The organism is Culturomica sp. (assembly GCF_003524185.1).
In the GTDB taxonomy this organism is placed as follows: Bacteria; Bacteroidota; Bacteroidia; order Bacteroidales; family Marinifilaceae; genus Culturomica; species Culturomica massiliensis.
Map to the genome: position 1 here is coordinate 114,358 of NZ_DOED01000042.1, position 25,954 is coordinate 140,311.

The window sequence follows — 25,954 nt, forward strand, 5'->3', positions numbered from 1 at the left end:
AAAATGCCGGCTGAAAATTTCAGCCGGCATTTTTATTTTTGATTTACAGACGTTATATTTTATATATATCCCGGTCTCGAGCGGTTGATACGCTTGATGCGCTTGGTGTGGAAGCGTATGGCTGCTGCTATCAGGGTGATGAGTAGCGGGAGCAGAAAGTTGAAGTATTTGAGAAAACTTTTGGTATAATCGTCTATCGGTTCCAGTGAGGCAAATGTGGTAAATTTATTCCGTAGTTTGATCAGTCCGGAATTATCGCCCAGCCATTCGATCGAGTTGACCGCAAAGTTGATGTTGTCGGTTCTTAACGGATGGGCGTAAATACCGATGTCATTGATCAGAAAGTCTGCGTCTGTAATCGTCACGATAGCACTGTTGTTGTCGTCATTGGTCAGAAGAGCGGCAACGATACTGTGCGGTTGGTTGAAGTCGTTACGGGTCCATTGTTTTTGCAGATTGAAAAATACCGGAGCCTGTTGTCTGCCGGAGATAGAGGATGTTGTTGCCAGGGGCGTAAAAATATAGGTAGAATTTGTTTTTACCTGTTGGATACTACTGGCAAAAGGTAATAAAATCGCATTCAAGCCGTGGGTGATGGTATGCTTGCTGAAATTTGTGATGATAGGCAAGTAGGGAAAGCTGACACTACTTTGGTAGCTCATAAATCCATTGTGCTGTTTTACCGTGATGGTACTGCAATTGTTGTCTACAACAAAATCATACCGTATTTTCAGACCTTTGTCTTCCAGTAAATCTTCGATACCTGTCCGGTTGATAAATCCGCTGTTTTGGCTTTCGTTTATTTGTCCGACAGCGTGGTTAAGCGCTATAAACAGCCGTCCGCCCTGGCGAAGGTATTTGTTGAGCTGTTCCTTTTCATAAGGTGTGTATACATCTTTCGGATCGATGATACACAATACGCTATAAGGTGACAGATCGTTTGTGGAGAAAAGATCGATTACCGAAATATCGGTCAATTGAGAAAGTTCGTTGATCAATTGCGGCATTTGTCCCAGACTGGCTTCCTGATGCCCTTTGATAAAAGCGATATGGGGTTTCAGGGTATCCGAGGCCTGCTTTAATAAGCGTGTAATTTCATATTCCAACGGGGTGTTGTAATTGATGAAAGGCAATACTGCCTTTTTCTCTCCGATGCTGAAAACGGCACCCATATAGATATTCTGGATTTTTTCCATATCCCGCTCGCTGATCTCGATCAATATCGGCTGTATGCCGGCTTGCAGGGCTTTGTGCTCTGTCTGCTCGTTATCGGGGTGTATCGTATTGATCTTAAAATAGACGTTGCTGAGTGATTTGTATTCTTTCAGGATGTAGATAAATTCTCTGGCTATTTTTTTCAGTTCTTGCGGAAGGTCTTCCGTTACGTAAAAATCTACGGTGATAGGCTCTGTATTTGTCTTTATCGTGCTCTTACTGACTTTACTCAGGGAATATCGGTTGTTGGATGTAAAGTCGATCCGGACGAATGCGAATACAGAGAAAATATTCACCAGAATGATGACGATGATAATGTATATATTATTTTGAACGACTTGTTTCATATTGTCTTTAAAAGCGGGTTTTGCAGATAAATAATTTAGCTAAAGACAGGAAAATAGTGATGACAGAGGTAAAATATATGATATCTCTGGAGTCCAGGATGCCTCTTGATAAGGGGTCGAAATGTTCACTGATGGACAGATAGGCAAATAATTCAGCTATAAAACCGGAACCGAATTGTTGTGCCAGTATTCCGAATAATAATTGGAAACAGAGGCCGATCCCCAGGCTGACAAAAAAGGCGGTAACAGGCGTTTTGGCAAAGGAGGATGCAAAAATACCGATACTGATATAACAGGCGCTGATTTCTATCAGCCCGAAATAGCCTAGTATGACACTTCCGTGATCGACATGACCGATGAAGGCGATCGTAATATAGTAAGGTAGCGTTAATAATAATGCAATCAAAATGATAAAAAGCTGCGCCCAGAACTTTGCAGCGATCAACTGTGATGTACGTATCGGTTTTGTCAGTAACAATTCTAACGTACCGCTTTTCTTTTCGTCGGCAACCGATTTCATGGTCATGGCGTGGACGAGGAAGAAGATGGTCCAGTTGATGACTGTAAAAGAAGACAGCATATTGGCCTGTCCCATTGAAAATACATTGGACGGGGACAGCCAGCAAACAAAGCCGCATATACAGAAAAACAACAGGTATCCTGTATAGATCATCCAGGAGTCAAAAGCGGTGCTCAGTTCTTTACCGATAAGTATTTTTATTATTCTCACGCTCGTTAGTTTTGGGTTACCTGACGGAAAATGTCTTCCAAATGCTTTTCAATAGGAGTCATTTCTTTGATATACCATTGTTTGGATGCACACAGTTGAAATATATCTTTTTCGATTTCATAATTCAGGGAGGTTTGTAATTTGAATTTTCCTTCTCCTGTAATGTCAATCTGTTCGATGTTATCCAGATGGTTTAAATTTTCATAGATAATATCTGTATCTCCACCACTGATCTTTATGTTCAACATTTTGTTCGTATTTGATTTCCGGAGTTCGGCAGAGGTGCCGTCTGCCACGATTTTACCTTTGTTGATGATCAGAACCCGGTCGCAGGTAGCTTCGACCTGTGCCAAAATATGTGAGCTAAGGATGACGGTTTTTTCTTTGCCGATCATTTTTATCAGTTCCCGGATTTCGATAATCTGGTTCGGGTCCAGTCCGGTCGTGGGCTCATCCAGGATCACAATTTCCGGGTCATGTATCAAAGCCTGTGCAAGACCGACCCGTTGCTTATAGCCTTTGGACAGTTGGTTTATTGTTTTGTGTTTTTCATTTTCAAGACCGCATAACCGGAGCATATCCAATACCCGGGCCATGATCTTATACCGGGGAATATTGTGTATCTTTGCAACGAAGATCAGAAAATCAATGATGTTCATGTCTTCATAGAGCGGGTTGTGTTCCGGCAGATAACCTATCAGTTGCTTGATTTTGTAAGGATGTTTGCGGATAGAGTATTTGTCGATAAACACTTCTCCCTGGTCGGGGAACAGAAAACAGGTAATGATTTTCATTGTTGTCGTTTTACCGGCTCCGTTCGGCCCCAGAAAGCCCAGAATCTCGCCTTTCCCGACCCGGAAAGAGATCGAATCGATAGCTTTTTGTGAATCGAAAGATTTCGACAAATTTTCTACAACGACATCCATATAGCTGCTTTTAGATTTTTACAAATATAACGACGGAAGCTTATAAATATAAGGGTTTAACAAACTTTAACCGCATTCCTGAAACGGAAAGGGAAGAGGTTAAAAGTGGTTTATAAAACCGAAACGATCTGTAATGATTAATGTCTGTCCAGACAAAATGGAGGATGGAAAGTAAAAAATAGCATATAAAACCCCAAAAGATAAAAATGTATCGTTTTTATCCTTTGGGGGTCTTGAACTTCCTGACAATTATTAAGCCTTCGTTTGTCTTGCCTGTACCGATTACCGGCAGACCGGTCAATCGTTCAGATAAGAACGGTCGGAGGACTCCCGTATAATTAATTCACAGTTTACAATTTCTTCCCGGACCTGAGCATGTTTCGGATTCAGGATTTGCTCGAAAAGAAGCTCTGCGGCTACTTCTCCGATTTTTTCCGGAAACTGGTTTACCGTGCTTACGGACGGGTTCATGTAACGGGAACGTTTGGTGTTTGAGAATCCGAAAACGGCAATATCTTCCGGTATTTTTAAGCCTTTTTCTTTAATGGCTTCGATGGCTCCGATCGCCATATCGTCGTTAATACCGAAAATGGCATCCGGAATATGTTTCAGATTTAATAAACGTGTTGTTGCTTCTTTAGCCGATTTTACAGAGAAATCTTCACATCTTACGATATAATCGGTGTTGATTTCCAGTTTGTTGACTGTCATAGCCTTCAGATAGCCTTTCATTCTGTTTTTACCGATGGACATGTGTTCCGGGCCTGTCAGCAACGCAATTTTGCGGGCTCCGCCGTGAATCAGGTGCTGTACGATTTTATAAGCGGCATCAGCATCGTCGGCAATAACTTTCGACACGTCTAATTCCTTGGTTGTACGATCGAATAGTACCAAGGGTACTCCCTGGTTTTGGATGTTTTTGATATGCTCGAAGGAGGACGTCGCTTTGGAAATGGAAAGGATGATGCCATCTGTCCGGTTGGCTAAGAAAACATCGATGTTTTTCTTTTCTTTTTCGAAACTTTCGTTGGACGAAGCCACCAACACATTGTATCCGTATTTGTCGGCAATTTCCTCTACTTTTTTCACTACCGTTGCGAAAAAGGTGTTTACAATTTGAGGTACGACTATTCCGATGGTATGGCTTTTGTGGGTTTTCAGAGCAACCGCAATCGGATTGGGACGGTACCCCAGTTCTTTAGCTAAAGCCTGAACCGTTTTACGGGTTTGCTGGCTGATTTCCGGATTATCTTTTAATGCCCGGGAGACAGTCGATACTGAAATGTTTAGCTTTGCAGCCAAATCTTTGATGGTAATGGCTTTCTGTGTCATATTGTTCAAGTTTATAATTTATTTTTCGTCTTCTTTATTTTTATCCTTTGGCTTTTCTGTTTTTTTCAAAGGAGGATAAGCAATTCGTGAATGATAAATATTGGTAAGCATGTCGATAAACACCCGTTTTACGGCAGCTATATCCTTAAAGGTTATGTCTGCGTTCTGGAAACGGCCGTCGGCGACCTGTCCGTCAATGATATCGTTGACCAATTTCGTGATATTATCTTCTGTTTTGTCACGTAAAGTACGGGATACGGCTTCCACGGCATCGGCCATCATGACAACCGAACATTCCTTGCTTACCGGATCGGGACCGGCATAGGTAAATAAGGTTTCGTCTATGGGTTTGTCCGGATATTTGTTTTTAAATGAATTATAGAAATATTTGACCTTGCTTTTACCGTGATGGGTGCGGATAAAGTTGATAATGGCTTCGGGCAAATTGTATTTTTTAGCCAGTTCCTCTCCTTGGGTGACGTGGTTGATGATGTGCTGGGCACTGACGTCGAATTCGCACTGGTCGTGCGGATTAATTCCTCCGGTCTGATTTTCGATAAAATAAATCGGATCGTAGGATTTGCCGATATCGTGGTACAAAGCTCCGGTACGGGTCAGAAGCGGATTTCCCCCGATCCGGTAAATGGCTTCTTCAGCCAGGTTTGCAACCATAAGAGAATGCTGGAAGGTGCCCGGTGCTTTTTTGGTTAATGCCCTTAATGCAGGATGATTGGGGTTTGATAATTCGATTAAGGTGATTTCGGAGATAAAACCGAATATCCGTTCGAATATGTATATTACCGGATAGGTCAAACTCAGCAATAAACAGTTTACAAATAGCCAGAGCAGGCCGAACAGATGTGTCAGTACAAATTCTCCTTCCTGGGTAAGCAGAAATGCGATGTAAACTGCGACATAGGTCAGAAAGATAAAGAATATCGAAATAAATAACTGCCCCCTGCGTTGTAATTGTGCCAGTCCGAAAATAGCGACGATGCCGGCTGCTATCTGCATAAAAATGTACATATAGCTGTTCGGTGCGAAATAAGATATGAGCAGAGAGGAGCTTAAGAGCAGGTATAAGGCAGAGCGGCTGCCGACCAGTATGTTGACGATGATGACAAAAAACAGCACCGGAAGAGACAGCATATTGATATTTTGGTAATAACCGACACTTCCCAGCAATACGGTTGCCAGAAAAGAAGCATATAAAAAGATGAATTCCTTGTTGTTATAAAAAATCCGTTTTTTGGAATAGTAGAAAAATATCGAAAAAATAGTTAAGGCTATCAATGTCAGAATGATCTGTCCGCCGGTGAGACGGAGGTTGCCCGACGAACTGCCTGCATTATGCCGGTATTCTGTTTTCAAAGAGTTCAACAGTTTGACTTTTTCAGGAGTCACCAATTCTCTTTTGGCAATAATGACTTCACCATTGCGCACCATTCCTTGTGTCAAACTGATGTTCTTCAACTGATTGGCCAGTTGAAGACTTGTTTTCGAGGCGTCGAATTCCAGATTGGGCTGGATGTAATTGTTCAGGTTCAGACTGAGGATATGTTCCTTGACGGTTTTGGGCAGGGAGAGCGATTGTACCAGTTCGTTTAAAGCCGAATAAGCTTTTTTGAGGGTGTATACGTTCTGAAAATCGACATCCCGTCCGATATTGTTGTGTACGATTTTAATGGTTTTGATATTACCGGCCTCCAAAGCATCCGGAAGTTGTAATATACCGTAGTCATAAAAAACAGCTAATTTTTTGCGAAGTAATTCTATGGCGGCACTGTTGCCCGGTGTCATGTATTTGTCGGTAGCCGCAATAAATTTAGTCAACTGCGTATGCTTGACGTTTTCGTTTAAATTGAAAATCGGAGGTTGTTCTTTAGCAACTTTGGCACTTTCAGCCTCTAATTCGGCTTCTGTTTTATATATCGGGAAGTCGAATGGGGCATACAGGGTTTCATACCGCCAGGGCATACCCTTCTGAAATTCGTATTGGAAACTACCGGCTTTGGGAAATAAAAATACGATTATACTGCAAATAACCAGTATAATGACAATGCGGAAAATAATATTGAATTGTTTTTTCTGCTTTTTATTCGACATAAATATCCTAAGATACGTTTTAATTTGCGACTTAAAGATATAAAGATTTTACAAAAAAAGGTTCCGTTTCCAGAACCTTTTTTTATGCTTATTGGATACCGTTTGTTTCCATTTCCTTGTCCAGCTTTTTTATCAACCCCTGCAGCACTTTTCCCGGTCCGATTTCCAGGAAAGAAGTTGCTCCGTCTGCAATCATGTTTTTCATGATCTGGGTCCATTTTACGGACGATGTCAACTGGGCAACGAGATTTTTTTTGATCTGTTCCGGGTCTGTGTAGGGATGTGCGTCTACGTTTTGATATACCGGGCATATCGGTGTCGAGAAATGGGTGGCTTCGATAGCGGCAGCCAGTTCCTGACGTGCCGGCTCCATTAACGGAGAGTGGAAGGCACCGCCGACATTTAAGGGAACGACTCTTTTGGCTCCGGCTTCCGATAGCTTGGCACAAGCGGTTTCAATTCCCTTATTGCTTCCGGAGATTACGATTTGTCCCGGACTGTTATAATTGGCGGGAACGACAACCTCGTCTATTTCTGCACAGATTTTTTCTACAATCTGATCATCGAGTCCTAAAACGGCCGCCATGGTTGACGGATTGGCTTCACATGCTTTTTGCATTGCCAGAGCCCGGGCGTGTACCAAACGAAGTCCGTCTTCAAAGGATAAGGCTTTGGCAGCAACCAGAGCAGAAAACTCACCGAGGGAATGACCGGCTGTCATATCCGGTTTTTCAGTCAGGCTGTCAGCCAGAATAACGGAATGCAAAAAGATCGCAGGTTGTGTTACTTTGGTTTGTTTCAGATCGGCATCCGTACCGTTGAACATCAGATCGGTGATACGGAATCCTAAAATATCATTTGCCTTTTCAAATAATTCTTTGGCTTTGGGAGAGTTTTCATAAAGTTCTTTCCCCATCCCAACAAATTGTGCTCCCTGTCCGGGAAATACAAATGCTTTTTTCATATTGCTGGTTTTTAAATTATATGGTGTCAATACAACACCGGATGATTAATTTTTAATGTAAATTCGAACTGATCAGACGGATAAATTCTTCCCGGGTGGCCAGTTTTTCAAAGGCTCCGCTAAAATCAGACGTAGTCGTTACGGAATTTTGTTTCTGTACCCCACGGATTGCCATACACATATGTTTTGCTTCGATAACGACTGCCACACCGAGGGGGTGTAACGTGTTTTGAATGCAGTTTTTGATTTCGTGTGTCAGGCGTTCCTGTACCTGTAAACGGCGGGCATACGTTTCTACAACGCGGGCTATTTTACTTAAGCCTGTGACATAGCCGTTGGGAATGTAAGCGACATGAACCCGTCCGTAAAAAGGGAGCATGTGGTGTTCACAGAGTGAATAGATCTCGATGTCTTTCACGATGACCATTTGCTGATAATCTTCTTTGAACAGTGCGGAGCTTAAAATTTTTTCCGGGTTCTGATAATATCCCTGGGTCATAAACTGCATGGCTTTAGCTACCCGGAGCGGAGTTTTTTGCAGGCCTTCGCGTTCCGGATCTTCACCCAATAGTTTCAGAATTTCCCGGTAATGATAACTCAATTTTTCGGTTTTTTCCGTATTGAAATATTCTACTTTTTGGTAAAATTCAGCTTCGTTTGTAATTTCCTGGTCCATTACTTTTTTCATTTAGATACGGCATGTCGTGTAGAAACAGGCCTGAAAAACGGTACAAAGTAAATATAAATAATTGTAAGTCCATGGACTTACTGAAATCTTTTTAAGCCGTTCTTTCCGTATCTTTGAACAGGTAATAATTTGTTGTGACCGGGGAAATGCCTATATTTGATAGGATAAACAAATGAGATAAAATGATGGAAGTAAAGGCATTTATAGAAAATTACAAGGAAGCTTTCGGAGAAGCGGCCGAGTTGCCTCTTGGGTTTTGGTATTCTGACGAACGTATCGGAATAACAGAAAAGACCGGAGGGTGTTTTTTCAAAGCAATGAAAGATGTACGTGCCGGCCGGATGATCAGCCTGAATGCAGAAGTAATCGGTTGCGGCGGGGGAAAGTTTTATACCGGGTTTACGGAAATGCCGGAGTTTGTTCCGGAGTTTGTTTCTTTGAAGGAAAAGTATAAAAAGACGCCGGAAATGGTTGTCGACTATGTGAAGGCTTTGAAGGTACCGTCTGCTTCCCGGCAATATCTTCATTTTGCCCGTATCGATTGTGTGGATTGTTTTGACGAACTGGAAGGCATTCTGTTTTTAGCCGGTCCGGACATGCTTTCCGGTTTGGTAACCTGGGCTTATTTTGATAATAACCGGGAAGATGCCGTTGTGGCTGCTTTCGGTTCCGGATGCAGTACAATTACTCAGGCTGTTGTTGAAAACCGTAAGGGAGGCGACCGGACATTTCTCGGTTTTTTTGATCCTTCGGTGCGGCCTTGGTTTGAGCCCGGCATTTTGAGTTTTATCATACCGATGTCCAGGTTCCGGGTTATGTGTGGGACGATGCGTGATAGTTGCCTTTTCGGTACTCATGCATGGGGGAAAATCAGGGAACGGATGAACGGTTAATTTTCATTTTTTTCTTCGTCGTTTTGGGTCATATTCGATAGCGTTATTTTTTCCAGCTCTGAAAACGGGGATTTCCGGAAATGACAGTCGGCTATCTCACAATGTTTGCAATGTGCCATCCGGCAGGGATCGGAGTGAATGGAAATTTGTATTTGGGGAGAAAAATTGGTTGTAAGTGTTTTCCTGAGGTTTTCACAAGCTTGATGTCCTTCGGTAAGATTGTAGTAAAAGGGTAGAGTCAGGTCACAATCGATGTAGAGATAACTTCCGTATTTTATGATTTTTGTGTTGTGAATATCTATCCAGTCGGGTTGGCGGTGTTTGTTGATGCTTTCTGCCATGTCGTTTAATGTCTTGTCGTCGGCTTTATCCAGTAAGCCGGCGACTGTTTTTTTGAGAATAGATATGCCTGACAGGATAATGATACTTCCGAATATGAGGGCCAGAGCGCTGTCGATCCACTCGATACCGGTGTAATAAAGCAATAAGAGGCCGATGACGAGTCCGATTGTGGAGTAAGTGTCCGATTGCAAGTGTTTTCCGCCGGCAATCAGTGCTATAGAGTTGTATTTTTTCCCCGTTTTTATACTGAACCAGCCCATGAAATAATTGATCAGGCCTGCGGCAGCAACGACAATGATACCGATGTCGAGTTTACCGATAGAGGCCGGAGAAAAGAGTCTCTGTATGCCTTCATAGATAATTAACCCTCCGGCAAGGGCGATCAGTATTCCCTCTATTGAGGCTGATATCAGTTCTATTTTACCATGTCCGAACGGATGCTCTTTGTCTTTGGGTTTAGCCGCCCATCGCAGGCTGAACAGGCTGATGATTCCGGCTACGATATTGACAATACTTTCCATAGCATCGGTAAGAATACCGACAGAATTGGTTATATAAAAGGCGATAAATTTTCCGCCTAAAATCAATAGGGAGATAAGTACAATCCATTTTTGGATTTTTTGTTTTATGAAATCTTCGTTCATTTGGCTGTAAATTAATCCATTCGTAAGGCGGGTATGGCTTTTTTATCACGTTTGTTGTCTGTCTTCCTTGCTGTCGGTTTGCAGTTTTGCGGGGAAGGAATTACCGCCGTTTATGATTTTAGCAAAGATAGAAAATAAAACCGAGAGTAAAAGCCGGTTAAAACAGGCGTGTCGTAGCGAGGGGATTTTATGCCTCGTCTTGCTTTACGAAGATACAATTATTTGTTTCTTTTTGTCATACAATAATGGAAAGGGGATAAATTATCCGTATATTTGAAAAACGATAATATTGAAAACTCATGATCGAAATTCCCGAATCTGCCATTATCAGTCGTCAGGCTGCCGGAGTGCTTACAGGCAGGAGAATAGCCGAAGTGATACCTGCAACCAGTCCGCACAAGTTTACCTGGTATAACGGGGACCCGGCCGGATATCCTGAAGTATTGGAAGGACGCAGTATTGAGACCGTCGATGGGCATGGGGCATTCATCGATTTGGTGATGGATAAGGATACGCATTTTTTAATCAGTGACGGGACGATTATGCGTTACGGTCAGGCCGGGGAACTCCATCCGGTAAAGCATCAGCAACTCCTTGTATTGGACGATGGGAGTTTTTTGGTGTTTACGGTAGCGATGTATGGGGGAATTTATGCTTTCCAGGGAGAATATGACAATCCTTATTACCAGGGAAGTATTCACAAGTTAAATCCCTTGGCAGAAGCTTTTGATGAAGTTTATTTTGAAAATATGGTCCGGGGATTGAAAAAAGATGTATCCGCCAAGGCTCTGTTGGCGACAGAACAACGTATACCGGGACTTGGAAATGGGGTTGTACAGGATATTTTATACAATGCCGGTATCCATCCCAGGCGCAAGGTATCTACTCTCGGGGATCTTGAAAAATCCGATTTGCTGTACAGTATGAAAGGAACTTTGGCAAATATGGTTGAATTGGGGGGCCGGGATACCGAAAAAGATTTTTTCGGGAATTGGGGAGGTTATAAGGTTATTTTATCTAAGAATACATACAAAGAGCCGTGTCCGAATTGCGGACATGAGATTATCCGGGAGGCTTATTTGGGAGGAACGGTATACTATTGTCCGGTTTGCCAGCCTTTGGAACTGAAATGATATTTTTGACCTGAAATGATAAACAGATTGACGATGGAACTGATGTTAAGTATTGATATTGAGAAATGTATCCGTTGTGGGAAATGCGTGAAAATTTGTCCTTCTATGATTCTGGGACAAGAGAAGACAGGAGGGGAGATACGGGTGTTAGCCCCGGAAAATTGTATCCGTTGCGGACATTGTGTGGCGGTCTGTCCGACAGGAGCTGTCGTACATGCAGATTTTCCGCCGGAAAAAGTACATGCGTTTGATTATAAAGATTATCCTGCAGCTGAGCAAATGATGTTGCTGTGCCGCGCCAGGCGGTCGAACCGGGCTTTTGCTGAAAAACCGGTGCCGGAAGCTTTACTGTCACAGATTGTAGAGGCGGCTTATCGGGCACCGACCGCCAGTAATGCGCAGGAGGTCGGATTTACCTTGGTCACCGATCCGGCTAAATTACGGTTGATAACAGAATTTACTTTAGGGGTATTCGGTAAGGCTCTGAAAAAAATGCAGCATCCTTTATTACGACCTTTGGTAAAATGGGCAATGCCCGATGCATTGCGTTACGAGCCGGTGTTTGAGCGGTTATTACGGGAGGATGCCCAAGGTCATGATATGATTTTACGGAATGCGAAAGCGGTCCTTTTGATTCATACGCCGCGAGCCAGCCGTTTCGGATGTCAGGATGCGAACCTGGCTTATCAGAATGGATCGTTGATGGCGGAGTGCCTGGGAGTAAGTCAGTTTTATACGGGCTTTGTCTGTTCAGCTATTCAGCAGGACCGTAAGAGCCATTTGGAGAAAATGCTGGGTATTGAAGGGCAGATTCATGCCGGAATGGCTTTGGGAATGCCTGCTTTCCGGTATGTGAATTATATCGACCGGCTGGGGCTGAGAGAAAATACATTGTAGTTGATCATTTATGATATACGATTTTCTTTTTTACAGGGCCGGATGTGTGTTTAATCTAAACTATTAAATGTGGGATTTACGGGAATATCTCATTTTTCAATATACTGTATACATTGAGGTTTGCATATTCTCCGGAAATCATTAATTCTCCGGCCCGTTCGATTCCTTCCCAACGAAATCCCAGGCGTTTCGGAATCGCATTACTGGGTACGTTCCCGACAGCACAACGGATCTGAATACGTTGCATGCCACGGTATTGCACTGCCCATTCACATAAGCAACGCACACAGCGGGTCATTATTCCCTGTCCCTGAAATTCAGGCAAAAGCCAATAACCGATTTCAGTCCGATGATTGACCCGGTCGGTCGTCACAAAGCCGATTAAGCCGCAAAATACCCCTTTTTTTTCAATCACCATCACCAAATTCCTTTCTTCAAAAGGTACGGCAAGGACTTCACGTAGAAAAGCTTCTTCATCTTCTACGGTATGCAGTCGCAAAACAAAAGGCAGCCAGGTCTTCAGATAATCCCGGTGATCATATATGGCCTGCCAGACAAGGGCTGCATCATCCAAACGGGCTTCCCGCATGGTAACATCTTCATATACTTCGAGTACACCTATCGTTTCCTGCTCCGACATCGCAATCATCATTTATTATTCCTCTTTTTACATAAGGAGGGTTGTGTGTTCAATCTAAAATCTAAAATCGTAAATTTAGAATCAACGATCTATATGTATAAATTCACTACCAAATATACTTAAATAGACTGGAAAAATATATCTTCGCCGGAAAATAAAATTCCGTATAAAAAATAACGATGACGAAACTTCTCACAACTCTATCGGCTGTGTTTTTGTTTTTTTCGGTCAGCACAGCCGGTACATTGCAAAAACAAATCCGTTCCATCCTGAAAGATAAAAAAGCGATGATCGGTGTTGCTGTATTATACAATGGAAAAATAACGGTTTCCGTGAACAACGATCAGGGGTATGCCATGTTAAGTACTTTTAAATTCCCTTTGGCATTGGCCGTATGTGATTATCTCGACCGACAAAAATTGCCACTCGAAACGGAAATTTATGTATCCAAAGCAGACCTGCACCCCGATACTTACAGTCCTCTGAGAGACAAACAACCGGAGGGTGACTTTCATATATCGATTAAAGAATTGCTCCGATACTGTGTATCCCTGAGCGATAACAATGCCTGTGATATACTGATCCGTTATATCGGAGGCATCGAAAGACTCCAGCAATATATCGCAGATCTGGGTTTCCCGGATATGGTAATCGTTGCTACGGAAACACAAATGCATCAACAGACAGGCAACCAGGCCCTGAACAGAACCCGCCCTTCCGCGGCAGTTCTGTTATTCGAGCAATTCCTGCAAAAAAAATTATTGTCGGCAACTTATCAGGATTTTCTCGAGCAAATTTTAATTGAGACAACAACCGGAGCGAACAAACTCAAAGGACTTTTACCGTCCGGCACTCTTGTCGGTCATAAAACGGGCAGTTCCGACCGGAATGCGGCCGGCTTGAAAATCGGTGATAACGACATGGGATTTGTTTATCTCCCCAACGGTAATTATTTCGTTATAGCCGTCTTCATTATGGACTCCATGGAAGACGACGACACAAATGCTTCCATTATTGCCCGAATTTCCAGGACCGTTTATGACCATTACAATAAATAATTCAATAACAGAACAATTTATAATCCGCAACGATGACAGAAAAAGAAAAAGCGAGACAAGGTTTACTATACGATGCTAATTATGATCCTGCGCTGGCACTGGAAAGAGAACAGTGTCAATCCCTTTTATTTCAATACAATCAGCTCTCTCCTCAACAATCTTCTGAAAAGAAGCAGATACTGCAAAAATTATTAGGCAAAACCGGAAAAAATTTCATTTTCACACCTCCTTTTTTTTGTGATTACGGCTACAATATAGAAATCGGAGAAAATTTTTATGCCAACACAAATCTGGTAATCCTGGATGCAGCTAAAGTGCGGGTCGGCGACAATGTCTTTATCGCTCCCCATGTCGGCATATACACTGCAGGCCATCCTCTGGATATCGGACAAAGAAATGCCGGTCTGGAATACGCCCGGCCGATAACTATCGGTAATAACGTATGGATCGGCGGTCACGTCGTTCTTTTACCCGGTGTCAGTATCGGCGACAATACGACAATCGGAGCCGGAAGTGTCGTAACCAAAAACATTCCGGCCAACGTATTGGCTGTAGGAAATCCTTGCCGGGTTATCCGTCCGGTATCGCCAAAAGAAAACAAATAGTTTACAATAAAATTTACAAACATTATACTTTTATGTGATAAATTAATCTGTATTATTGGTCCAGGCAATTAATATTCTTTACCTTTAGTCGAAAGTTTTACCCGAAATTATACATCAACTTCCTGTTGATCTCTTTCACGTATATTTTTACCCTCAAAATAAATGTTATGGAAAGAAAGAAAAAACGACTCACCACTCAAACGGGTTCTCCTGTCGGCGATAACAAGAACTCCCGCACGGCAGGGCCTAAAGGTCCTGAATTACTCGAAAACGTATGGTTGCTTGAAAAGCTGGCCCATTTCAACCGGGAACGTATTCCGGAACGTATTGTACATGCTAAAGGCTGCGGTGCATTCGGTACTTTTACCGTCACCCACGACATCACCCGCTATACCCGGGCAAAGATTTTTTCCGAAATCGGTAAAAAAACTGAAATGTTTGCCCGTTTTTCTACTGTAGCGGGAGAAAGAGGTGCTGCCGATACGGAAAGGGATGTGCGTGGATTTGCGTTGAAATTTTACACCGAAGACGGTAACTGGGATCTTGTCGGTAATAATACTCCCGTATTTTTTGTCCGTGATCCATTGAAATTTCCGGATTTTATTCACACCCAGAAGCGAGACCCCAAAACCAACCTCCGTAGCAATACCGCAATGTGGGATTTCTGGAGTCTTTCTCCCGAAACCCTTCACCAGGTAATGATATTGATGAGTGACCGCGGAATTCCTCAAAATATGCGGCAACAACATGGTTTTGGCAGCCATACATTCAGTTTTTACAATGACAAGGACGAACGAGTATGGGTTAAATTTCACATGATCAGTCAGCAGGGTATCGCTAACTATACTAATGCAGAAGCAGAGCAAATCGTCGGTAAAGACCGGGAACACTCTCAACGCGATCTTTTCGAGAATATCGAGAAAGGTAATTTCCCGCGTTGGAAAATGTGTGTGCAGATTATGCCCGAACACGAAGCACATACTTACCGTTTCAATCCCTTCGATCTGACGAAAGTATGGAGTCACAAGGACTATCCCCTCATTGAAGTTGGTATCATCGAGCTGAACCGCAATCCCGAAAATTATTTTGCCGATGTCGAACAGGCTGCGTTCAATCCGGCCGATGTCGTTCCGGGAATCGGATTCTCTCCCGACAAAATGCTGCAAGGACGCCTCTTTGCTTATGGTGATGCACATCGTTACCGGCTTGGTGTTAATGCAGACTTGATTCCGGTTAATCGTCCCCATTGTCCGGTAAGCAACTATCACCGGGACGGCTATATGCGTGTCGATGAAAATGGGGGAGGAAGTGTCAATTACGAACCCAACAGTTTCGACGGACCGGTTTCCGACACACATTACAACTATCCGCCGCTTTCACTGGAGGGGGCTGCCGATCATTACGAACAGGACCACGATTTTTACACACAGCCCGGTGATCTTTATCGTTTGCTTCCCGCTGACGAAAAAGACCGCCTGACCTCTAATTTTACGGCTGCGACAGCCGATGTCCCGGAACACATCCGTATTCGGGCTATCGCCCGCTTCTATCAGGCCGACGAAAATTGCGGTAAAGATATGGCACGGAAAACAGGCATCGATATCCATAAAATTCTGGAAGAAGTCAAACGCCAGCAAACAGAAGAAAGATAATTTACACCGATATGTAAGGTGTGAGATTCTACCGTCTTTCAGAGGTTTCGTTTTTGTCTATAGCCTCTGACTAGGATTTTATAACGAACGGGAGTTCCGGCAGTCAATCGCCGGAAAACTCCTGTTTGCTAATTCGCTTTTTTAATCGGATACCTGTATTTCTACAATCTGTGATTTTCTTTTTTCCGCGCAGCGATAATCAGCATCATGGGACGGCGCATTTCGTCTTTCATGCCTTCAATAGAAAGCATACGTACAGGCGGTTGAGGTTCTACGATGTTTAACAGTTCAAAACCGTTCGTCAGCAAGCCGTTCAGATAAGTTGTAAGCGTTTTGTGATATTTTGTCACTTCTTCACCTAAAAAATGTGCTTTGCGTTCTCCCTCGTAAAAGTAATTGTCGACCGGAAAGTGTAAGATTTTCCCATCTTTATCGGAATACCAATCCTGTGTTCCATAAGCCGTGAAGACCGGATGTTCTACCGAAAAAACGAAAAATCCCCCATCGGTCAGGCAGGCGTTTACTTTTCGGACAATATCTTCAAAAGACCGGAGATAGTGGAACGCCAGCGAACTCATGACGATGTCGAAGCTACCGGGTTTAAAATCAATGTCTTCTATCGGCATGCAAAGGTATTCGATTTGTGGATATGTCGTCTTTTTTTGGGCTATAGCCAACATTTTTTGGGATATGTCGATACCTGTAACAGAAACGGCGCCTTGCTCTATGGCATAAATACAATGCCAGCCGTAGCCGCATCCTAAATCGAGCACCCTTTTACCGTTGAAATCAGGCAATAACTTTTTTAAGGTTTCCCATTCTCCTGCACCGTGAAGTCCTTCTTTAGAGCGGCTCATCTGACTGTATTTTTCAAAAAATACAGGATCATCGTATTTGTTTTCCGGCATGTTTTAATTTTATTTTCAGATACAAAGTAATGAAAATTTCCGGATTGAACCGATGGATCAGGTGCGTATTTTATGCTCTGATGGTGAGTTACCGGAAAAAACGGGTGAATATCGTTTTTCAAAAGGAGAAGGGTATTTTATCGATATTGCTCTACGAGGGCAAGCATCCGGTTTGCGGGTAAGATCAAAAAAATCGTACAAACAGACGTCCGTACGATTTTTATTTATTTCCGGAGTATTTCACTCCTTATGCGAGATTAATATCTGCGATTGGAATTGTAACCTCCACCGCGGTTTGAGTTGTAACCTCCGCGACTGTTGTTACCGCGATTGTTGCCTCTGTTTTCACGAGGTTTGGCTACGGATACATTGATAACCTTACCGTCGTATTCAGCTTGGTTCAATTCGTTAATAGCCTTTTCAGCTTCTTCGTCGTTAGACATTTCTACGAAGCCGAAGCCGCGGGAACGTCCTGTTTCGCGGTCTGTAATGACTTTAGCAGAAGAAACTTCACCGTATTCGCTGAATAACTGGTTTAAATCGGCGTCGCTTATGCCGAAACTTAAATTTGAAATGTAAATGTTCATTGTAAATAAACTTGAAAAAATAATTAATAAATAAATGAGGTTGAAAAAAATTGAACGGAAAGTCTGTTAAAACAATAAAACATTTACTGTTGTCTAAGAATTTCGAATACCAAAAATATTTCTTCTCAATTACGGGGTAAAGGTAAGATTATTAATTGAATTGCCGTTATAAAAAATGTAATTTATTTTATACTAAAATTTTATCTTTATTTATAGACGGAAGTCATCCTGGAAAATTGAGCTGCACAGCATGAGAATTCAGGCTTTCAGCTTCTTCTGCACCGCTTCCAGAGGTTGTCACCGGAAGGAATAAAATGTTTGAGACACATTGGGGATACAGGCGACCAACGGCGTAAAAGGAGGGCCGGACCGGAATGAAATGTAAATTCCGGAATTTATAGCTTCTTTTTCTGAAAATATTCTTTCAATCGGGTAAAATCTTGTACTTTTGTTAGCACTAGATTATAAGCCTGAAGATATGTACAATGTAAAATCAAAAGTAGCGGAGGAGTTTATTGACGACGCAGAGATTTTATCTACCATAGAATATGCCCAAGCCAATAAAAATAACCGGCAGCTGATAGAAAGCCTGATAGAACGGGCCCGGAATTGTAAAGGACTGACACATCGTGAAGCAGCCTTGTTGCTCGAATGCGAAGATCCCGGTCTTATAGAGAAGATGTTTGAGGTTGCCAAAGAAATCAAGCAAAAATTTTACGGCAACCGTATTGTTATGTTTGCTCCGCTGTATTTATCCAACTACTGTGTGAATGGCTGTGTTTATTGTCCCTATCATGCGAAAAACAAGACGATAGCACGCCGTAAACTGACCCAGGAGGAAATCCGTCAGGAGGTGATCGCCCTTCAGGACATGGGACATAAGCGTCTTGCCCTTGAAGCCGGAGAGCATCCGGCGATGAATCCCATAGAGTATATTCTGGAGAGTATAAAGACAATATATTCCATTAAGCATAAGAACGGAGCTATCCGCCGCGTGAATGTCAATATTGCGGCAACGACGGTGGAAAATTATCAGAAATTGCGGGATGCGGGAATAGGTACTTATATTCTTTTTCAGGAAACTTACCATAAGAAGAATTACGAAGCTTTACATCCCAGCGGTCCTAAGAGCAACTACGCCTATCATACCGAAGCGATGGACCGTGCGATGGAAGCAGGGATAGATGACGTGGGTATTGGAGTATTGTACGGATTGAATACCTATCGTTATGATTTTATCGGGTTGCTGATGCATGCGGAACATTTGGAAGCGACATTCGGGGTAGGACCGCACACAATCAGTGTACCTCGTTTGTGTGATGCCGATGATATCGATACGGATGATTTTGCCAATACTGTTCCCGACGATATTTTCCGGCGAATTGTAGCCGTGATCCGGATTGCGGTGCCTTACACCGGGATGATTGTTTCTACCCGGGAATCTCAAGCTTCCCGGGAAAAAGTGCTGGATATCGGTGTGTCGCAGATCAGTGGCGGATCGCATACCAGTGTCGGCGGATATGTCAATAAGGAGGAATTTGATGAAACGACTTCTCAGTTCGATGTTTCCGACCGCCGTACTTTGGACGAGGTGGTGTCGTGGTTGCTGGATTTAGGATATATTCCAAGTTTTTGTACGGCTTGTTATCGTGCCGGACGTACAGGCGACCGTTTTATGTCTTTGGTAAAGTTAGGACAGATAGCCAATTGCTGTCAGCCGAATGCCTTGATGACGTTGAAAGAGTATTTGGAAGATTATGCTTCGCCGGAGACCCGTTTGAAGGGAGAACGGATGATTGAAGCAGAAATGCAGCGGGTGCCTAACGAGAAAGTACGTTGTATTGCTGTGGAAAATCTGGAAAGAATTGCCAAAGGCGAACGGGATTTCAGGTTCTGATTCCAGAAATATTCCGATGATGATTTGATATATCGGGAGCAGCTTATCGGTAAAGCTGTTCCCGATATATTGTTTAGAGAAAGTTTTATGTTTATTTCCGGTTATATGTACAAACGGACCCGGTTTTCGGAAAAAATCCCAATCGGTATGAATTTTAAGCCGGCATAAATCAGCCTGTTATTTTTTAATTTAAAGTTTGATTCTCTTTGACCGGGAGATCGGAATCTTTGGGAACAATATGAGATTGTAAATCGTAAATTAAAAATTTACGGGAAGCAAAGTATTATATGGTATAAATTGAAAAATCAGGTAAGGATATGAAGGCAATGGTATTGAAGAAATTCGGAGGGATAGAGAACTTTGTATTGGAGGATGTTTCGAAGCCGCAAGTAAAGGCGGGAGAGGTATCGGTCCGGGTTATAGCGATCGGTCTTGATCCGATTGATGTGAAAACCCGCAGAGGGGGCGGGGTGGCTTCCGGGTATGAAGGGGATGCTCCGATGGTGTTGGGATGGAGTATTTCCGGAATCGTGGATCGGGTAGGGCCGGGGGTCGAGAATTTTTCAGCCGGAGACGCTGTTTTCGGAACAGTAAATTTTCCGGGGCGGGGAGGTGCCTATGCTGAATATGTAGTGGCTCCCGCCGGCCAGCTGGCCCGGAAACCGTCCGGAATTTCTTTTACGGATGCAGCCGGGGCTACATTGGCGGCTTTGACAGCCTGGCAGGCGTTGGTAGACAGGGGGCATGTGAAGCAAGGCGATAAGGTGCTTGTTCATGGGGCTGCCGGAGGAGTCGGAAGTTTTGCCGTACAGATCGCTAAATTTTTCGGGGCCTGTGTAATAGGAACAGCTTCCGGTGAAGATATCGGTTGCGTGAAACAACTCGGAGCAGATGAGGTGATTGATTATAAAAATCAACGGTTTGAAGAGATTACTTCCGGATTCGACCTGATCCTGGATACGATCGGAGGGGAAAATTTTGTGCGTTCATTAAAAGTGCTCAAACCGGAAGGGGTGATTGTATTGTTGCCTTCGGATAAAAAAGACGAAGCGGAAAAGGCGATGCAGGACCGGTATATCCGGAATTATTATCACATACTTGTACATCCCAATGGAAGAGAAATGCAAAAGATAGCTTCTTTACTTGGGACGGAAGACATAAAAGTAAGGATTGGTAAAGTTTTTCCTTTCAGGCAGTTGCCTGAAGCCCATGCAGCTTTAGAAAACAGAAAAGTCAGAGGAAAGATCGTTGTTTCCTTAGCCGATTTGGGTGGAGAGATGTCGGTTTGTTAGGTATTATTAAAGGACGGTGTAACAAATGTGACGTTCATTGAAGGCCGGAGCTATTATCTTTGTACAAAAAAGATAGTAAATTGATGAAAGGAAAGAGAAAAATTATCAGCATAGACGAGTCGTTGTGTAATGGATGTGGTGCTTGTGTTGCCGGATGTCATGAAGGAGCTTTACAATTGATAGATGGAAAAGCCCGGATTGTGAGTGAACTTTATTGTGACGGCTTGGGGGCTTGTATCGGAGAATGTCCTGCCGGAGCAATAACGATAGAAGAACGGGAAGCGATGCCTTATGACGAGCGGGCTGTAATGGCCCGGATTGTGCCCCAGGGAGAAGAAACCGTTAAAGCCCATTTGGAACACTTACAAAAACACGGAGAGACGGCTTATGTCCGTCAGGCCCTTGACTATTTGAAAGAGTCCGGGATAATGATGAATTTTTTACCTTCTGGCCCGGAGGATAGAGAAACCTCATCCGGCATGGAAAAATCTTTGCCTTGCGGATGTCCCGGTAGTATGTCCCGTTCTTTTGTCGCTCCGGCTAAAGTTTCCGGGACGACTCATGGGGAAGTTCAATTACCGTCACAGCTTAGTCAATGGCCGGTGCAATTACATCTGCTGAATCCCCAAGCCGGTCATTTCCAAGGTGCGGATGTTGTATTGGCAGCCGATTGTACGGCTTATGCCTACGGGGATTTTCATCGTCGTTTCCTTCGGAACCGTACGCTTGCAATTGCTTGTCCCAAATTAGACTGTAATAAAGAATCTTACGTGGCCAAACTCGTCGGTATGATCGATTCGGCCGGGATCAATACATTGACTGTTGTTATTATGGAGGTTCCCTGTTGTGGAGGACTGGTACGCATTGCCCGGATGGCAGCAGAACAGGCAAGCCGTAAAGTACCCCTTAAAAAAGTGGTTGTTGGTGTACAAGGGGAGATTGTAGAAGAAACCTGGCTTTCTTAAATATGCCTCGATAATCCCGCCAAACGATTTCTGATACGACTGAGCGATTGAGCGGTGATTCCCAGATAGGACGCGATGTATTTCAAAGGAACAGCCCGGATGATTTCGGGTTGTTTTTCCAGGAGGGTGACGTAGCGTTCTAAGGCCGTACGATTGTATGAGTCCAGCCAGGCCACCTCGATTTCAAGCATGAAATTTTCGAGTATTTTCCGGCCTAAATTGGCCAGGGAAATAGAAGACTGAAACAGTTGTTCCAGTTTGGATCTGGACAGGCAATAGGCTTCGCTGTCCGTTACGACTTCCAGGGTCAGGTGTGAAGGAAGATTCGAAGTATATCCCCATACAGAGAGAGCCATTTCTCCTTCGGAGACAAACCATAACGTCACTTCGACTCCGTCTTTAAATGTATATGCCCGCCATACGCCTTGGGTGATAAAATACAGGTTACTGTTTATTTCCCGTTCATGGACGACAATATCTTTCGGGGTAAAGGATATTTTTTCCGCGTCTTTCAGTAACAGCCGGATTTCCTGCCCGGAGACGGCAAAATGTTCGGCTATTTTCTCGAAGGTATTGTCTTTCATTGTTTTTTACCTTGTTTTAAATAATAGAGGACAATGATTACAAAGGTAAATAATTCTGTGAATGGGACAGCTAACCAGATGCCTTTAATCCCTAAAATAAGCGGAAGACAAGTAAAGTTCAGGGATAAAATAACAATGCCCCGCAATACGGTAAAAATCGTTGCCGGCCGGAATGATTCGATGCTTTGATAATATCCGATGCAGACGATATTAAGTGCAAAGAAAATAAATCCGAGTGAGAACCATGGAATCCCGTGTACGGCAATTGTATATGCCGGCCCGGTATCTCCTAAAAATAAGGCTACGACAGCAGTGCATAAGGCAATCGTAAGTAATGTGGCAATCGAACCGCATATCACGGCATAGGTTACGGAGAGGCGGAATGCCTGTTTTACCCGTTTCCATTGCTTTATTCCGTAATTGTAACTGATGATGGGCTGTGTGGACTGGGCTATAGCATTGTTTATCATAAAAACAATGGGAAAGCAGTAGCAGGCGACACTGTATGCAGCAACACCGTTTTCGCCTAAATAGTGAATGAAAACGTAATTCCCTACCAATAACATACAGGCAATGGCAGCTTCACTAAGGAATGCGGAAAAGCCTAATTTTACCATATAGCCGATATTTCTTACAGTCAGGCGTATGCTTTTACGGGTGAATTTCGGCCGGTAGAGGTGTAATACATTTGCATATTTCAGTAAATAAACCAGAATCATGATGCTACCGATAACAACTGAGATTACGGATGCCAAAGCAGCTCCTGCCAGGCCGTAATCCAGCGGATATACGAAAACATAGTCTAATACAAGGTTAATTAAGGCCGGAATAGCGCTGCATAGCATGGCGAACGTCGGTGAGCCGTCCAGTCGGATAACAAATAATCCTATACTTAACAGCATGTTGAATGCCAGAAAGGGGACGATCCAGTTCATGTATTCCAATACCAAAGGCAACAGGGCCTCCGAACTTCCCAACAGATAGGCGACATCGGTTCTGAATGCCATAACGACAGCGGATAACAGTAGCGTGAGGCAGAGAGAAACGGAAAGTGCCTGGGTAATATTGATGCAGGCAACTTTTATTTTGTGCTGTGACAGGTGGATGGAGGCGACGATTGAAGCTCCGACACCGAACATCAGGCCTATGCCGGTGGATAGCATGAAAAAAGGAGCGACGATGTTTACGGCAGCGAGGGCATCACTTCCTATCCCCCGGCCTACAAAGATACCGTCGGCAATGGTGATTGTTGCTGCAAGAACCATCCCCAACAGGGTCGGAATGAACATTTTACGAAATAATCTGGGGATATTCATTGTCCCGAAGTCAATATTGTCCTGCATCATCTCCTCTTTATGCTTAATTTCAGGGTGCAAAAGTAGGTATCCTTTTTTCGGAAAAAGTTATCGTTAGGGTAAAAAATAAACTAAAAAGTAAGCCTTAGAGAAAGGAAAATCTTATTTGCGGCGGAAAGAAGTGATTTCCAGGCAGAACAGATGAAATTTTTAAATGTAAGTTTTTCAAACGGATGAAGTTACAGGGGATGAGGTGATAAAGAATGGCGGAATTTATTAAATTTACCGTCCGGATTTCTCTCTCGGAATCAGTTACGGATAAAATTCGGAAATCGTATATTTCGCCTGTCATTGATATTGCCGGTTTTAATGAACGGAGACCGTTGCCGGCCGTGTTTTTAGAATGGTATTGACGGTAGTCGGTTCATACTTGTATTAATTTTATAGGATTAAGATTTCAGGGGTCTTGGGGAATCTATAATTTTGCATACTAAATTTTGCTTTATGGACAGCATATTGATTATAGATGATGAGCCGCAGATACGCAAGCTGCTTTCGCGTATTATGGAGCTGGAGGGGTATGAGGTGTGGCAGGCTGCCGATTGTCAGTCGACATTGAAACAGTTGAAGCTGCACCGGCCGCAGGTGGCCTTGTGTGATGTATTTTTGCCGGATGGGAACGGGGTGGAGTTGGTGAGCACAATAAAACGACTTTATCCGGAAATTGAGGTGATTTTACTAACGGCTCACGGAAATATTCCGGATGGGGTACAGGCTATTAAAAACGGGGCTTTTGATTATATTACGAAAGGTGACGATAATAATAAGATCATCCCGCTGATCAGCCGGGCTATGGAACAGGCCAAAAAAAATATAGGAGAAAATGTAAGTAAGGATGTGTCTGTTATAGGGACGTTCGATATGATTCTGGGAAAATCGGCTTGTTTGCAGGAAGCGGTGAAACTGGCACAGAAAGTTGCTGCAACGGATGTCACTGTATTACTGACAGGCGAAACCGGGACGGGGAAAGAAGTATTTGCACAGGCGATTCATTATAACAGTCGTCGCCGTGAACGTGCGTTTATGGTCGTCAATTGCTCTGCATTTAGCAAAGATTTACTGGAAAGTGAATTATTCGGGCATAAAGCGGGTGCCTTTACCGGGGCTGTAAAAGATAAAAAAGGACTTTTTGAAGTGGCAGATAACGGAACAATTTTTCTCGATGAAATCGGAGAAATGGCTTACGATTTGCAAGCCAAACTGTTGCGGGTACTTGAAACAGGAGAGTATATTAAAATCGGGGATACGAAACCGACTAAGGTAGATCTGCGGATTATTTCTGCTACCAACCGCGATTTGAAAAAAGAGGTTGTAGAGGGACATTTCAGAGAGGATCTGTATTATCGTTTGTCCGTTTTTCAAATTCATTTGCCTCCGTTGCGTGAGCGTCGGGAAGATATCGAATTATTGGCCCGTTCTTTTGTGCGTCTTTTCTCCCAAAAACTGAATAAAGAGATCGGGAGTATCACTCCCGGTTATTTGAATGTCTTGCAAACTAACGAATGGAAAGGGAATATCCGGGAATTGCGTAATGTGATCGAACGTAGTATGATCGTTTGTGACGGTCAGCTCACAGTGGAGGACTTACCTTTTGAGTTGCAAAATACCCATGTAGCCAATGCCGGTAGTCTGAATTATCCGGAATTTGAATTGGCAGCGGTAGAGAAACGTCATATTGCCCGGGTGCTTCAATATACACGCGGTAATAAAACAGAGGCGTCCCGTTTATTGAAAATCGGTTTGACGACCTTATATCGTAAAATTGAAGAATACGGACTTTCATGATGCTGTCGCTGTATTTCAGTGTGTAAATTGTTTGACAGCCTGATTCGTTATCGGATTTTTCGAATCTGCAATCGTCAATCTACAATCACGAATCGTGATTTATAAATTAAAAACTGTATCATTTTGGTAAGGGACCTTTTCATTTTGGAAAGGTCTTTTTGTTTTTATTATTACCCTTCTCTCTGTATCTCTTTATCTATCAAAATGTTTTGAATGCTGTCGTCGTTGTGGCACGAGCTTGGCATATTCGTCAATCGGTTAATGATAATATTTATTTAATAAAATGATTATGGACTTCATTTCGATTGGATTTTTAGTGTGTGTACTGAGCGGGATTGCTTGCTTTTGGTTTTTCTTCAAATGCATAGATTGGTTTGAAAAGATTTAATAAAAAGGAGGAATTGTAGGA

At 43.1% G+C, this 25,954-nt stretch carries 24 protein-coding genes; 11 read left to right on the forward strand and 13 right to left on the reverse strand.

Going from position 1 to position 25,954, the window contains the following annotated elements:
• Nucleotides 1-59: 59 nt before the first annotated feature.
• From DD657_RS14270 to folE, 7 genes are all read right to left on the reverse strand, one after another.
• A complete protein-coding gene (locus tag DD657_RS14270) occupies nucleotides 60-1,562 on the reverse strand; it encodes a GldG family protein (RefSeq protein ID WP_068690715.1) in 1,503 nt (500 codons plus the stop codon).
• 7 nt (nucleotides 1,563-1,569) lie between these two features.
• Nucleotides 1,570-2,292 carry an ABC transporter permease gene (locus tag DD657_RS14275; protein ID WP_021988144.1) on the reverse strand — a complete coding sequence of 241 codons (723 nt, stop codon included), beginning with the start codon at nucleotides 2,290-2,292 and terminating at the stop codon, nucleotides 1,570-1,572.
• 5 nt (nucleotides 2,293-2,297) lie between these two features.
• Nucleotides 2,298-3,218 (reverse strand): ATP-binding cassette domain-containing protein, encoded by a 921-nt coding sequence (locus tag DD657_RS14280; protein ID WP_021988145.1) that lies wholly within the window; start codon nucleotides 3,216-3,218, stop codon nucleotides 2,298-2,300.
• A gap of 297 nt (nucleotides 3,219-3,515) precedes the next feature.
• Nucleotides 3,516-4,550, reverse strand: a complete 1,035-nt coding sequence (locus DD657_RS14285; protein ID WP_021988146.1) for a LacI family DNA-binding transcriptional regulator — start codon at nucleotides 4,548-4,550, stop codon at nucleotides 3,516-3,518.
• Between the two features lie 18 nt (nucleotides 4,551-4,568).
• Nucleotides 4,569-6,656 (reverse strand): HD family phosphohydrolase, encoded by a 2,088-nt coding sequence (locus tag DD657_RS14290; RefSeq protein WP_068690713.1) that lies wholly within the window; start codon nucleotides 6,654-6,656, stop codon nucleotides 4,569-4,571.
• Between the two features lie 88 nt (nucleotides 6,657-6,744).
• Nucleotides 6,745-7,620, reverse strand: a complete 876-nt coding sequence (gene fabD, locus DD657_RS14295; RefSeq protein WP_021988148.1) for an ACP S-malonyltransferase — start codon at nucleotides 7,618-7,620, stop codon at nucleotides 6,745-6,747.
• Between the two features lie 52 nt (nucleotides 7,621-7,672).
• Nucleotides 7,673-8,296 carry a GTP cyclohydrolase I FolE gene (gene folE, locus DD657_RS14300; RefSeq protein ID WP_021988149.1) on the reverse strand — a complete coding sequence of 208 codons (624 nt, stop codon included), beginning with the start codon at nucleotides 8,294-8,296 and terminating at the stop codon, nucleotides 7,673-7,675.
• Nucleotides 8,297-8,493: 197 nt separating this feature from the next.
• On the opposite strand from folE, the gene DD657_RS14305 reads away from it, so the two are divergent.
• Nucleotides 8,494-9,201, forward strand: coding sequence for a DUF169 domain-containing protein (locus DD657_RS14305; protein ID WP_068692257.1), 708 nt, complete (start codon nucleotides 8,494-8,496; stop codon nucleotides 9,199-9,201).
• Here the strand turns inward: DD657_RS14305 and DD657_RS14310 are convergent.
• The gene (locus DD657_RS14310; RefSeq protein ID WP_287050565.1) at nucleotides 9,198-10,187 is read right to left on the reverse strand and encodes a cation diffusion facilitator family transporter; all 990 of its coding nucleotides are present in this window, start codon (nucleotides 10,185-10,187) and stop codon (nucleotides 9,198-9,200) included. The genes DD657_RS14305 and DD657_RS14310 overlap by 4 nt on opposite strands.
• A 299-nt stretch (nucleotides 10,188-10,486) precedes the next feature.
• Between DD657_RS14310 and DD657_RS14315 the strand changes: the two genes are divergently transcribed.
• Entirely contained in the window at nucleotides 10,487-11,320 is an 834-nt protein-coding gene (locus DD657_RS14315; protein ID WP_287050568.1) for an endonuclease VIII, read from the forward strand.
• A gap of 33 nt (nucleotides 11,321-11,353) precedes the next feature.
• On the forward strand, nucleotides 11,354-12,217 hold the full coding sequence (locus tag DD657_RS14320; RefSeq protein WP_287050570.1) for a nitroreductase family protein: 864 nt from the start codon (nucleotides 11,354-11,356) through the stop codon (nucleotides 12,215-12,217).
• Between the two features lie 76 nt (nucleotides 12,218-12,293).
• On the opposite strand, the gene DD657_RS14325 is transcribed toward DD657_RS14320, so the two are convergent.
• Nucleotides 12,294-12,869 carry a GNAT family N-acetyltransferase gene (locus DD657_RS14325; RefSeq protein WP_227461764.1) on the reverse strand — a complete coding sequence of 192 codons (576 nt, stop codon included), beginning with the start codon at nucleotides 12,867-12,869 and terminating at the stop codon, nucleotides 12,294-12,296.
• Between the two features lie 167 nt (nucleotides 12,870-13,036).
• On the opposite strand from DD657_RS14325, the gene bla reads away from it, so the two are divergent.
• From bla to DD657_RS14340, 3 genes are all read left to right on the forward strand, one after another.
• Nucleotides 13,037-13,915 (forward strand): class A beta-lactamase, subclass A2, encoded by an 879-nt coding sequence (bla, locus tag DD657_RS14330; protein ID WP_287050571.1) that lies wholly within the window; start codon nucleotides 13,037-13,039, stop codon nucleotides 13,913-13,915.
• A 32-nt stretch (nucleotides 13,916-13,947) separates the two neighbouring features.
• Nucleotides 13,948-14,520, forward strand: a complete 573-nt coding sequence (locus DD657_RS14335) for a sugar O-acetyltransferase (protein WP_021988156.1) — start codon at nucleotides 13,948-13,950, stop codon at nucleotides 14,518-14,520.
• Nucleotides 14,521-14,687: 167 nt separating this feature from the next.
• Nucleotides 14,688-16,172, forward strand: a complete 1,485-nt coding sequence (locus DD657_RS14340) for a catalase (RefSeq protein ID WP_068690703.1) — start codon at nucleotides 14,688-14,690, stop codon at nucleotides 16,170-16,172.
• A 161-nt stretch (nucleotides 16,173-16,333) separates the two neighbouring features.
• On the opposite strand, the gene DD657_RS14345 is transcribed toward DD657_RS14340, so the two are convergent.
• On the reverse strand, nucleotides 16,334-17,080 hold the full coding sequence (locus DD657_RS14345; protein ID WP_068690700.1) for a class I SAM-dependent methyltransferase: 747 nt from the start codon (nucleotides 17,078-17,080) through the stop codon (nucleotides 16,334-16,336).
• A 44-nt stretch (nucleotides 17,081-17,124) separates the two neighbouring features.
• Between DD657_RS14345 and DD657_RS14350 the strand changes: the two genes are divergently transcribed.
• Nucleotides 17,125-17,262, forward strand: coding sequence for a hypothetical protein (locus tag DD657_RS14350; protein ID WP_287050574.1), 138 nt, complete (start codon nucleotides 17,125-17,127; stop codon nucleotides 17,260-17,262).
• A gap of 75 nt (nucleotides 17,263-17,337) precedes the next feature.
• Here the strand turns inward: DD657_RS14350 and rbp are convergent, their stop codons facing one another.
• Complete coding sequence (gene rbp, locus DD657_RS14355) at nucleotides 17,338-17,667, reverse strand: RNA-binding regulator (RefSeq protein WP_021988160.1); 330 nt, start codon at nucleotides 17,665-17,667, stop codon at nucleotides 17,338-17,340.
• 478 nt (nucleotides 17,668-18,145) lie between these two features.
• Here rbp and hydG point away from each other — a divergent pair, with 478 nt between their 5' ends.
• The 3 genes from hydG (at nucleotide 18,146) to DD657_RS14370 (ending at nucleotide 21,821) form a co-directional block, all read left to right on the forward strand.
• Entirely contained in the window at nucleotides 18,146-19,564 is a 1,419-nt protein-coding gene (hydG, locus tag DD657_RS14360; RefSeq protein ID WP_287050683.1) for a [FeFe] hydrogenase H-cluster radical SAM maturase HydG, read from the forward strand.
• A 317-nt stretch (nucleotides 19,565-19,881) separates the two neighbouring features.
• Nucleotides 19,882-20,856, forward strand: coding sequence for an NADP-dependent oxidoreductase (locus DD657_RS14365; protein WP_287050577.1), 975 nt, complete (start codon nucleotides 19,882-19,884; stop codon nucleotides 20,854-20,856).
• An 83-nt stretch (nucleotides 20,857-20,939) separates the two neighbouring features.
• Nucleotides 20,940-21,821, forward strand: coding sequence for an ATP-binding protein (locus tag DD657_RS14370; RefSeq protein WP_287050578.1), 882 nt, complete (start codon nucleotides 20,940-20,942; stop codon nucleotides 21,819-21,821).
• Here DD657_RS14370 and DD657_RS14375 read toward each other — a convergent pair.
• Nucleotides 21,818-22,405, reverse strand: a complete 588-nt coding sequence (locus DD657_RS14375) for a Crp/Fnr family transcriptional regulator (protein ID WP_021988164.1) — start codon at nucleotides 22,403-22,405, stop codon at nucleotides 21,818-21,820. The genes DD657_RS14370 and DD657_RS14375 overlap by 4 nt on opposite strands.
• On the reverse strand, nucleotides 22,402-23,751 hold the full coding sequence (locus tag DD657_RS14380) for an MATE family efflux transporter (RefSeq protein WP_118773262.1): 1,350 nt from the start codon (nucleotides 23,749-23,751) through the stop codon (nucleotides 22,402-22,404). The genes DD657_RS14375 and DD657_RS14380 overlap by 4 nt, the downstream gene beginning before the upstream one ends.
• A gap of 453 nt (nucleotides 23,752-24,204) precedes the next feature.
• Here DD657_RS14380 and DD657_RS14385 point away from each other — a divergent pair, with 453 nt between their 5' ends.
• Nucleotides 24,205-25,545 carry a sigma-54-dependent transcriptional regulator gene (locus DD657_RS14385; protein ID WP_287050581.1) on the forward strand — a complete coding sequence of 447 codons (1,341 nt, stop codon included), beginning with the start codon at nucleotides 24,205-24,207 and terminating at the stop codon, nucleotides 25,543-25,545.
• Nucleotides 25,546-25,954 lie beyond the last annotated feature (409 nt).

Coding starts and splice junctions, on each gene's coding strand:
- DD657_RS14310 (WP_287050565.1), bottom strand. CDS start 10,187: ATGAACGAAGATTTCATAAAACAAAAAATCCAAAAATGGATTGTACTT.
- DD657_RS14365 (WP_287050577.1), top strand. CDS start 19,882: ATGAAGGCAATGGTATTGAAGAAATTCGGAGGGATAGAGAACTTTGTA.
- DD657_RS14385 (WP_287050581.1), top strand. CDS start 24,205: ATGGACAGCATATTGATTATAGATGATGAGCCGCAGATACGCAAGCTG.
- DD657_RS14305 (WP_068692257.1), top strand. CDS start 8,494: ATGGAAGTAAAGGCATTTATAGAAAATTACAAGGAAGCTTTCGGAGAA.
- fabD (WP_021988148.1), bottom strand. CDS start 7,620: ATGAAAAAAGCATTTGTATTTCCCGGACAGGGAGCACAATTTGTTGGG.
- DD657_RS14280 (WP_021988145.1), bottom strand. CDS start 3,218: ATGGATGTCGTTGTAGAAAATTTGTCGAAATCTTTCGATTCACAAAAA.
- DD657_RS14335 (WP_021988156.1), top strand. CDS start 13,948: ATGACAGAAAAAGAAAAAGCGAGACAAGGTTTACTATACGATGCTAAT.
- DD657_RS14340 (WP_068690703.1), top strand. CDS start 14,688: ATGGAAAGAAAGAAAAAACGACTCACCACTCAAACGGGTTCTCCTGTC.
- DD657_RS14380 (WP_118773262.1), bottom strand. CDS start 23,751: ATGATGCAGGACAATATTGACTTCGGGACAATGAATATCCCCAGATTA.
- DD657_RS14290 (WP_068690713.1), bottom strand. CDS start 6,656: ATGTCGAATAAAAAGCAGAAAAAACAATTCAATATTATTTTCCGCATT.
- rbp (WP_021988160.1), bottom strand. CDS start 17,667: ATGAACATTTACATTTCAAATTTAAGTTTCGGCATAAGCGACGCCGAT.
- DD657_RS14345 (WP_068690700.1), bottom strand. CDS start 17,080: ATGCCGGAAAACAAATACGATGATCCTGTATTTTTTGAAAAATACAGT.
- DD657_RS14320 (WP_287050570.1), top strand. CDS start 11,354: ATGGAACTGATGTTAAGTATTGATATTGAGAAATGTATCCGTTGTGGG.
- DD657_RS14370 (WP_287050578.1), top strand. CDS start 20,940: ATGAAAGGAAAGAGAAAAATTATCAGCATAGACGAGTCGTTGTGTAAT.
- DD657_RS14375 (WP_021988164.1), bottom strand. CDS start 22,405: ATGAAAGACAATACCTTCGAGAAAATAGCCGAACATTTTGCCGTCTCC.
- DD657_RS14325 (WP_227461764.1), bottom strand. CDS start 12,869: ATGATGATTGCGATGTCGGAGCAGGAAACGATAGGTGTACTCGAAGTA.
- bla (WP_287050571.1), top strand. CDS start 13,037: ATGACGAAACTTCTCACAACTCTATCGGCTGTGTTTTTGTTTTTTTCG.
- DD657_RS14285 (WP_021988146.1), bottom strand. CDS start 4,550: ATGACACAGAAAGCCATTACCATCAAAGATTTGGCTGCAAAGCTAAAC.
- hydG (WP_287050683.1), top strand. CDS start 18,146: ATGTACAATGTAAAATCAAAAGTAGCGGAGGAGTTTATTGACGACGCA.
- folE (WP_021988149.1), bottom strand. CDS start 8,296: ATGGACCAGGAAATTACAAACGAAGCTGAATTTTACCAAAAAGTAGAA.
- DD657_RS14315 (WP_287050568.1), top strand. CDS start 10,487: ATGATCGAAATTCCCGAATCTGCCATTATCAGTCGTCAGGCTGCCGGA.
- DD657_RS14270 (WP_068690715.1), bottom strand. CDS start 1,562: ATGAAACAAGTCGTTCAAAATAATATATACATTATCATCGTCATCATT.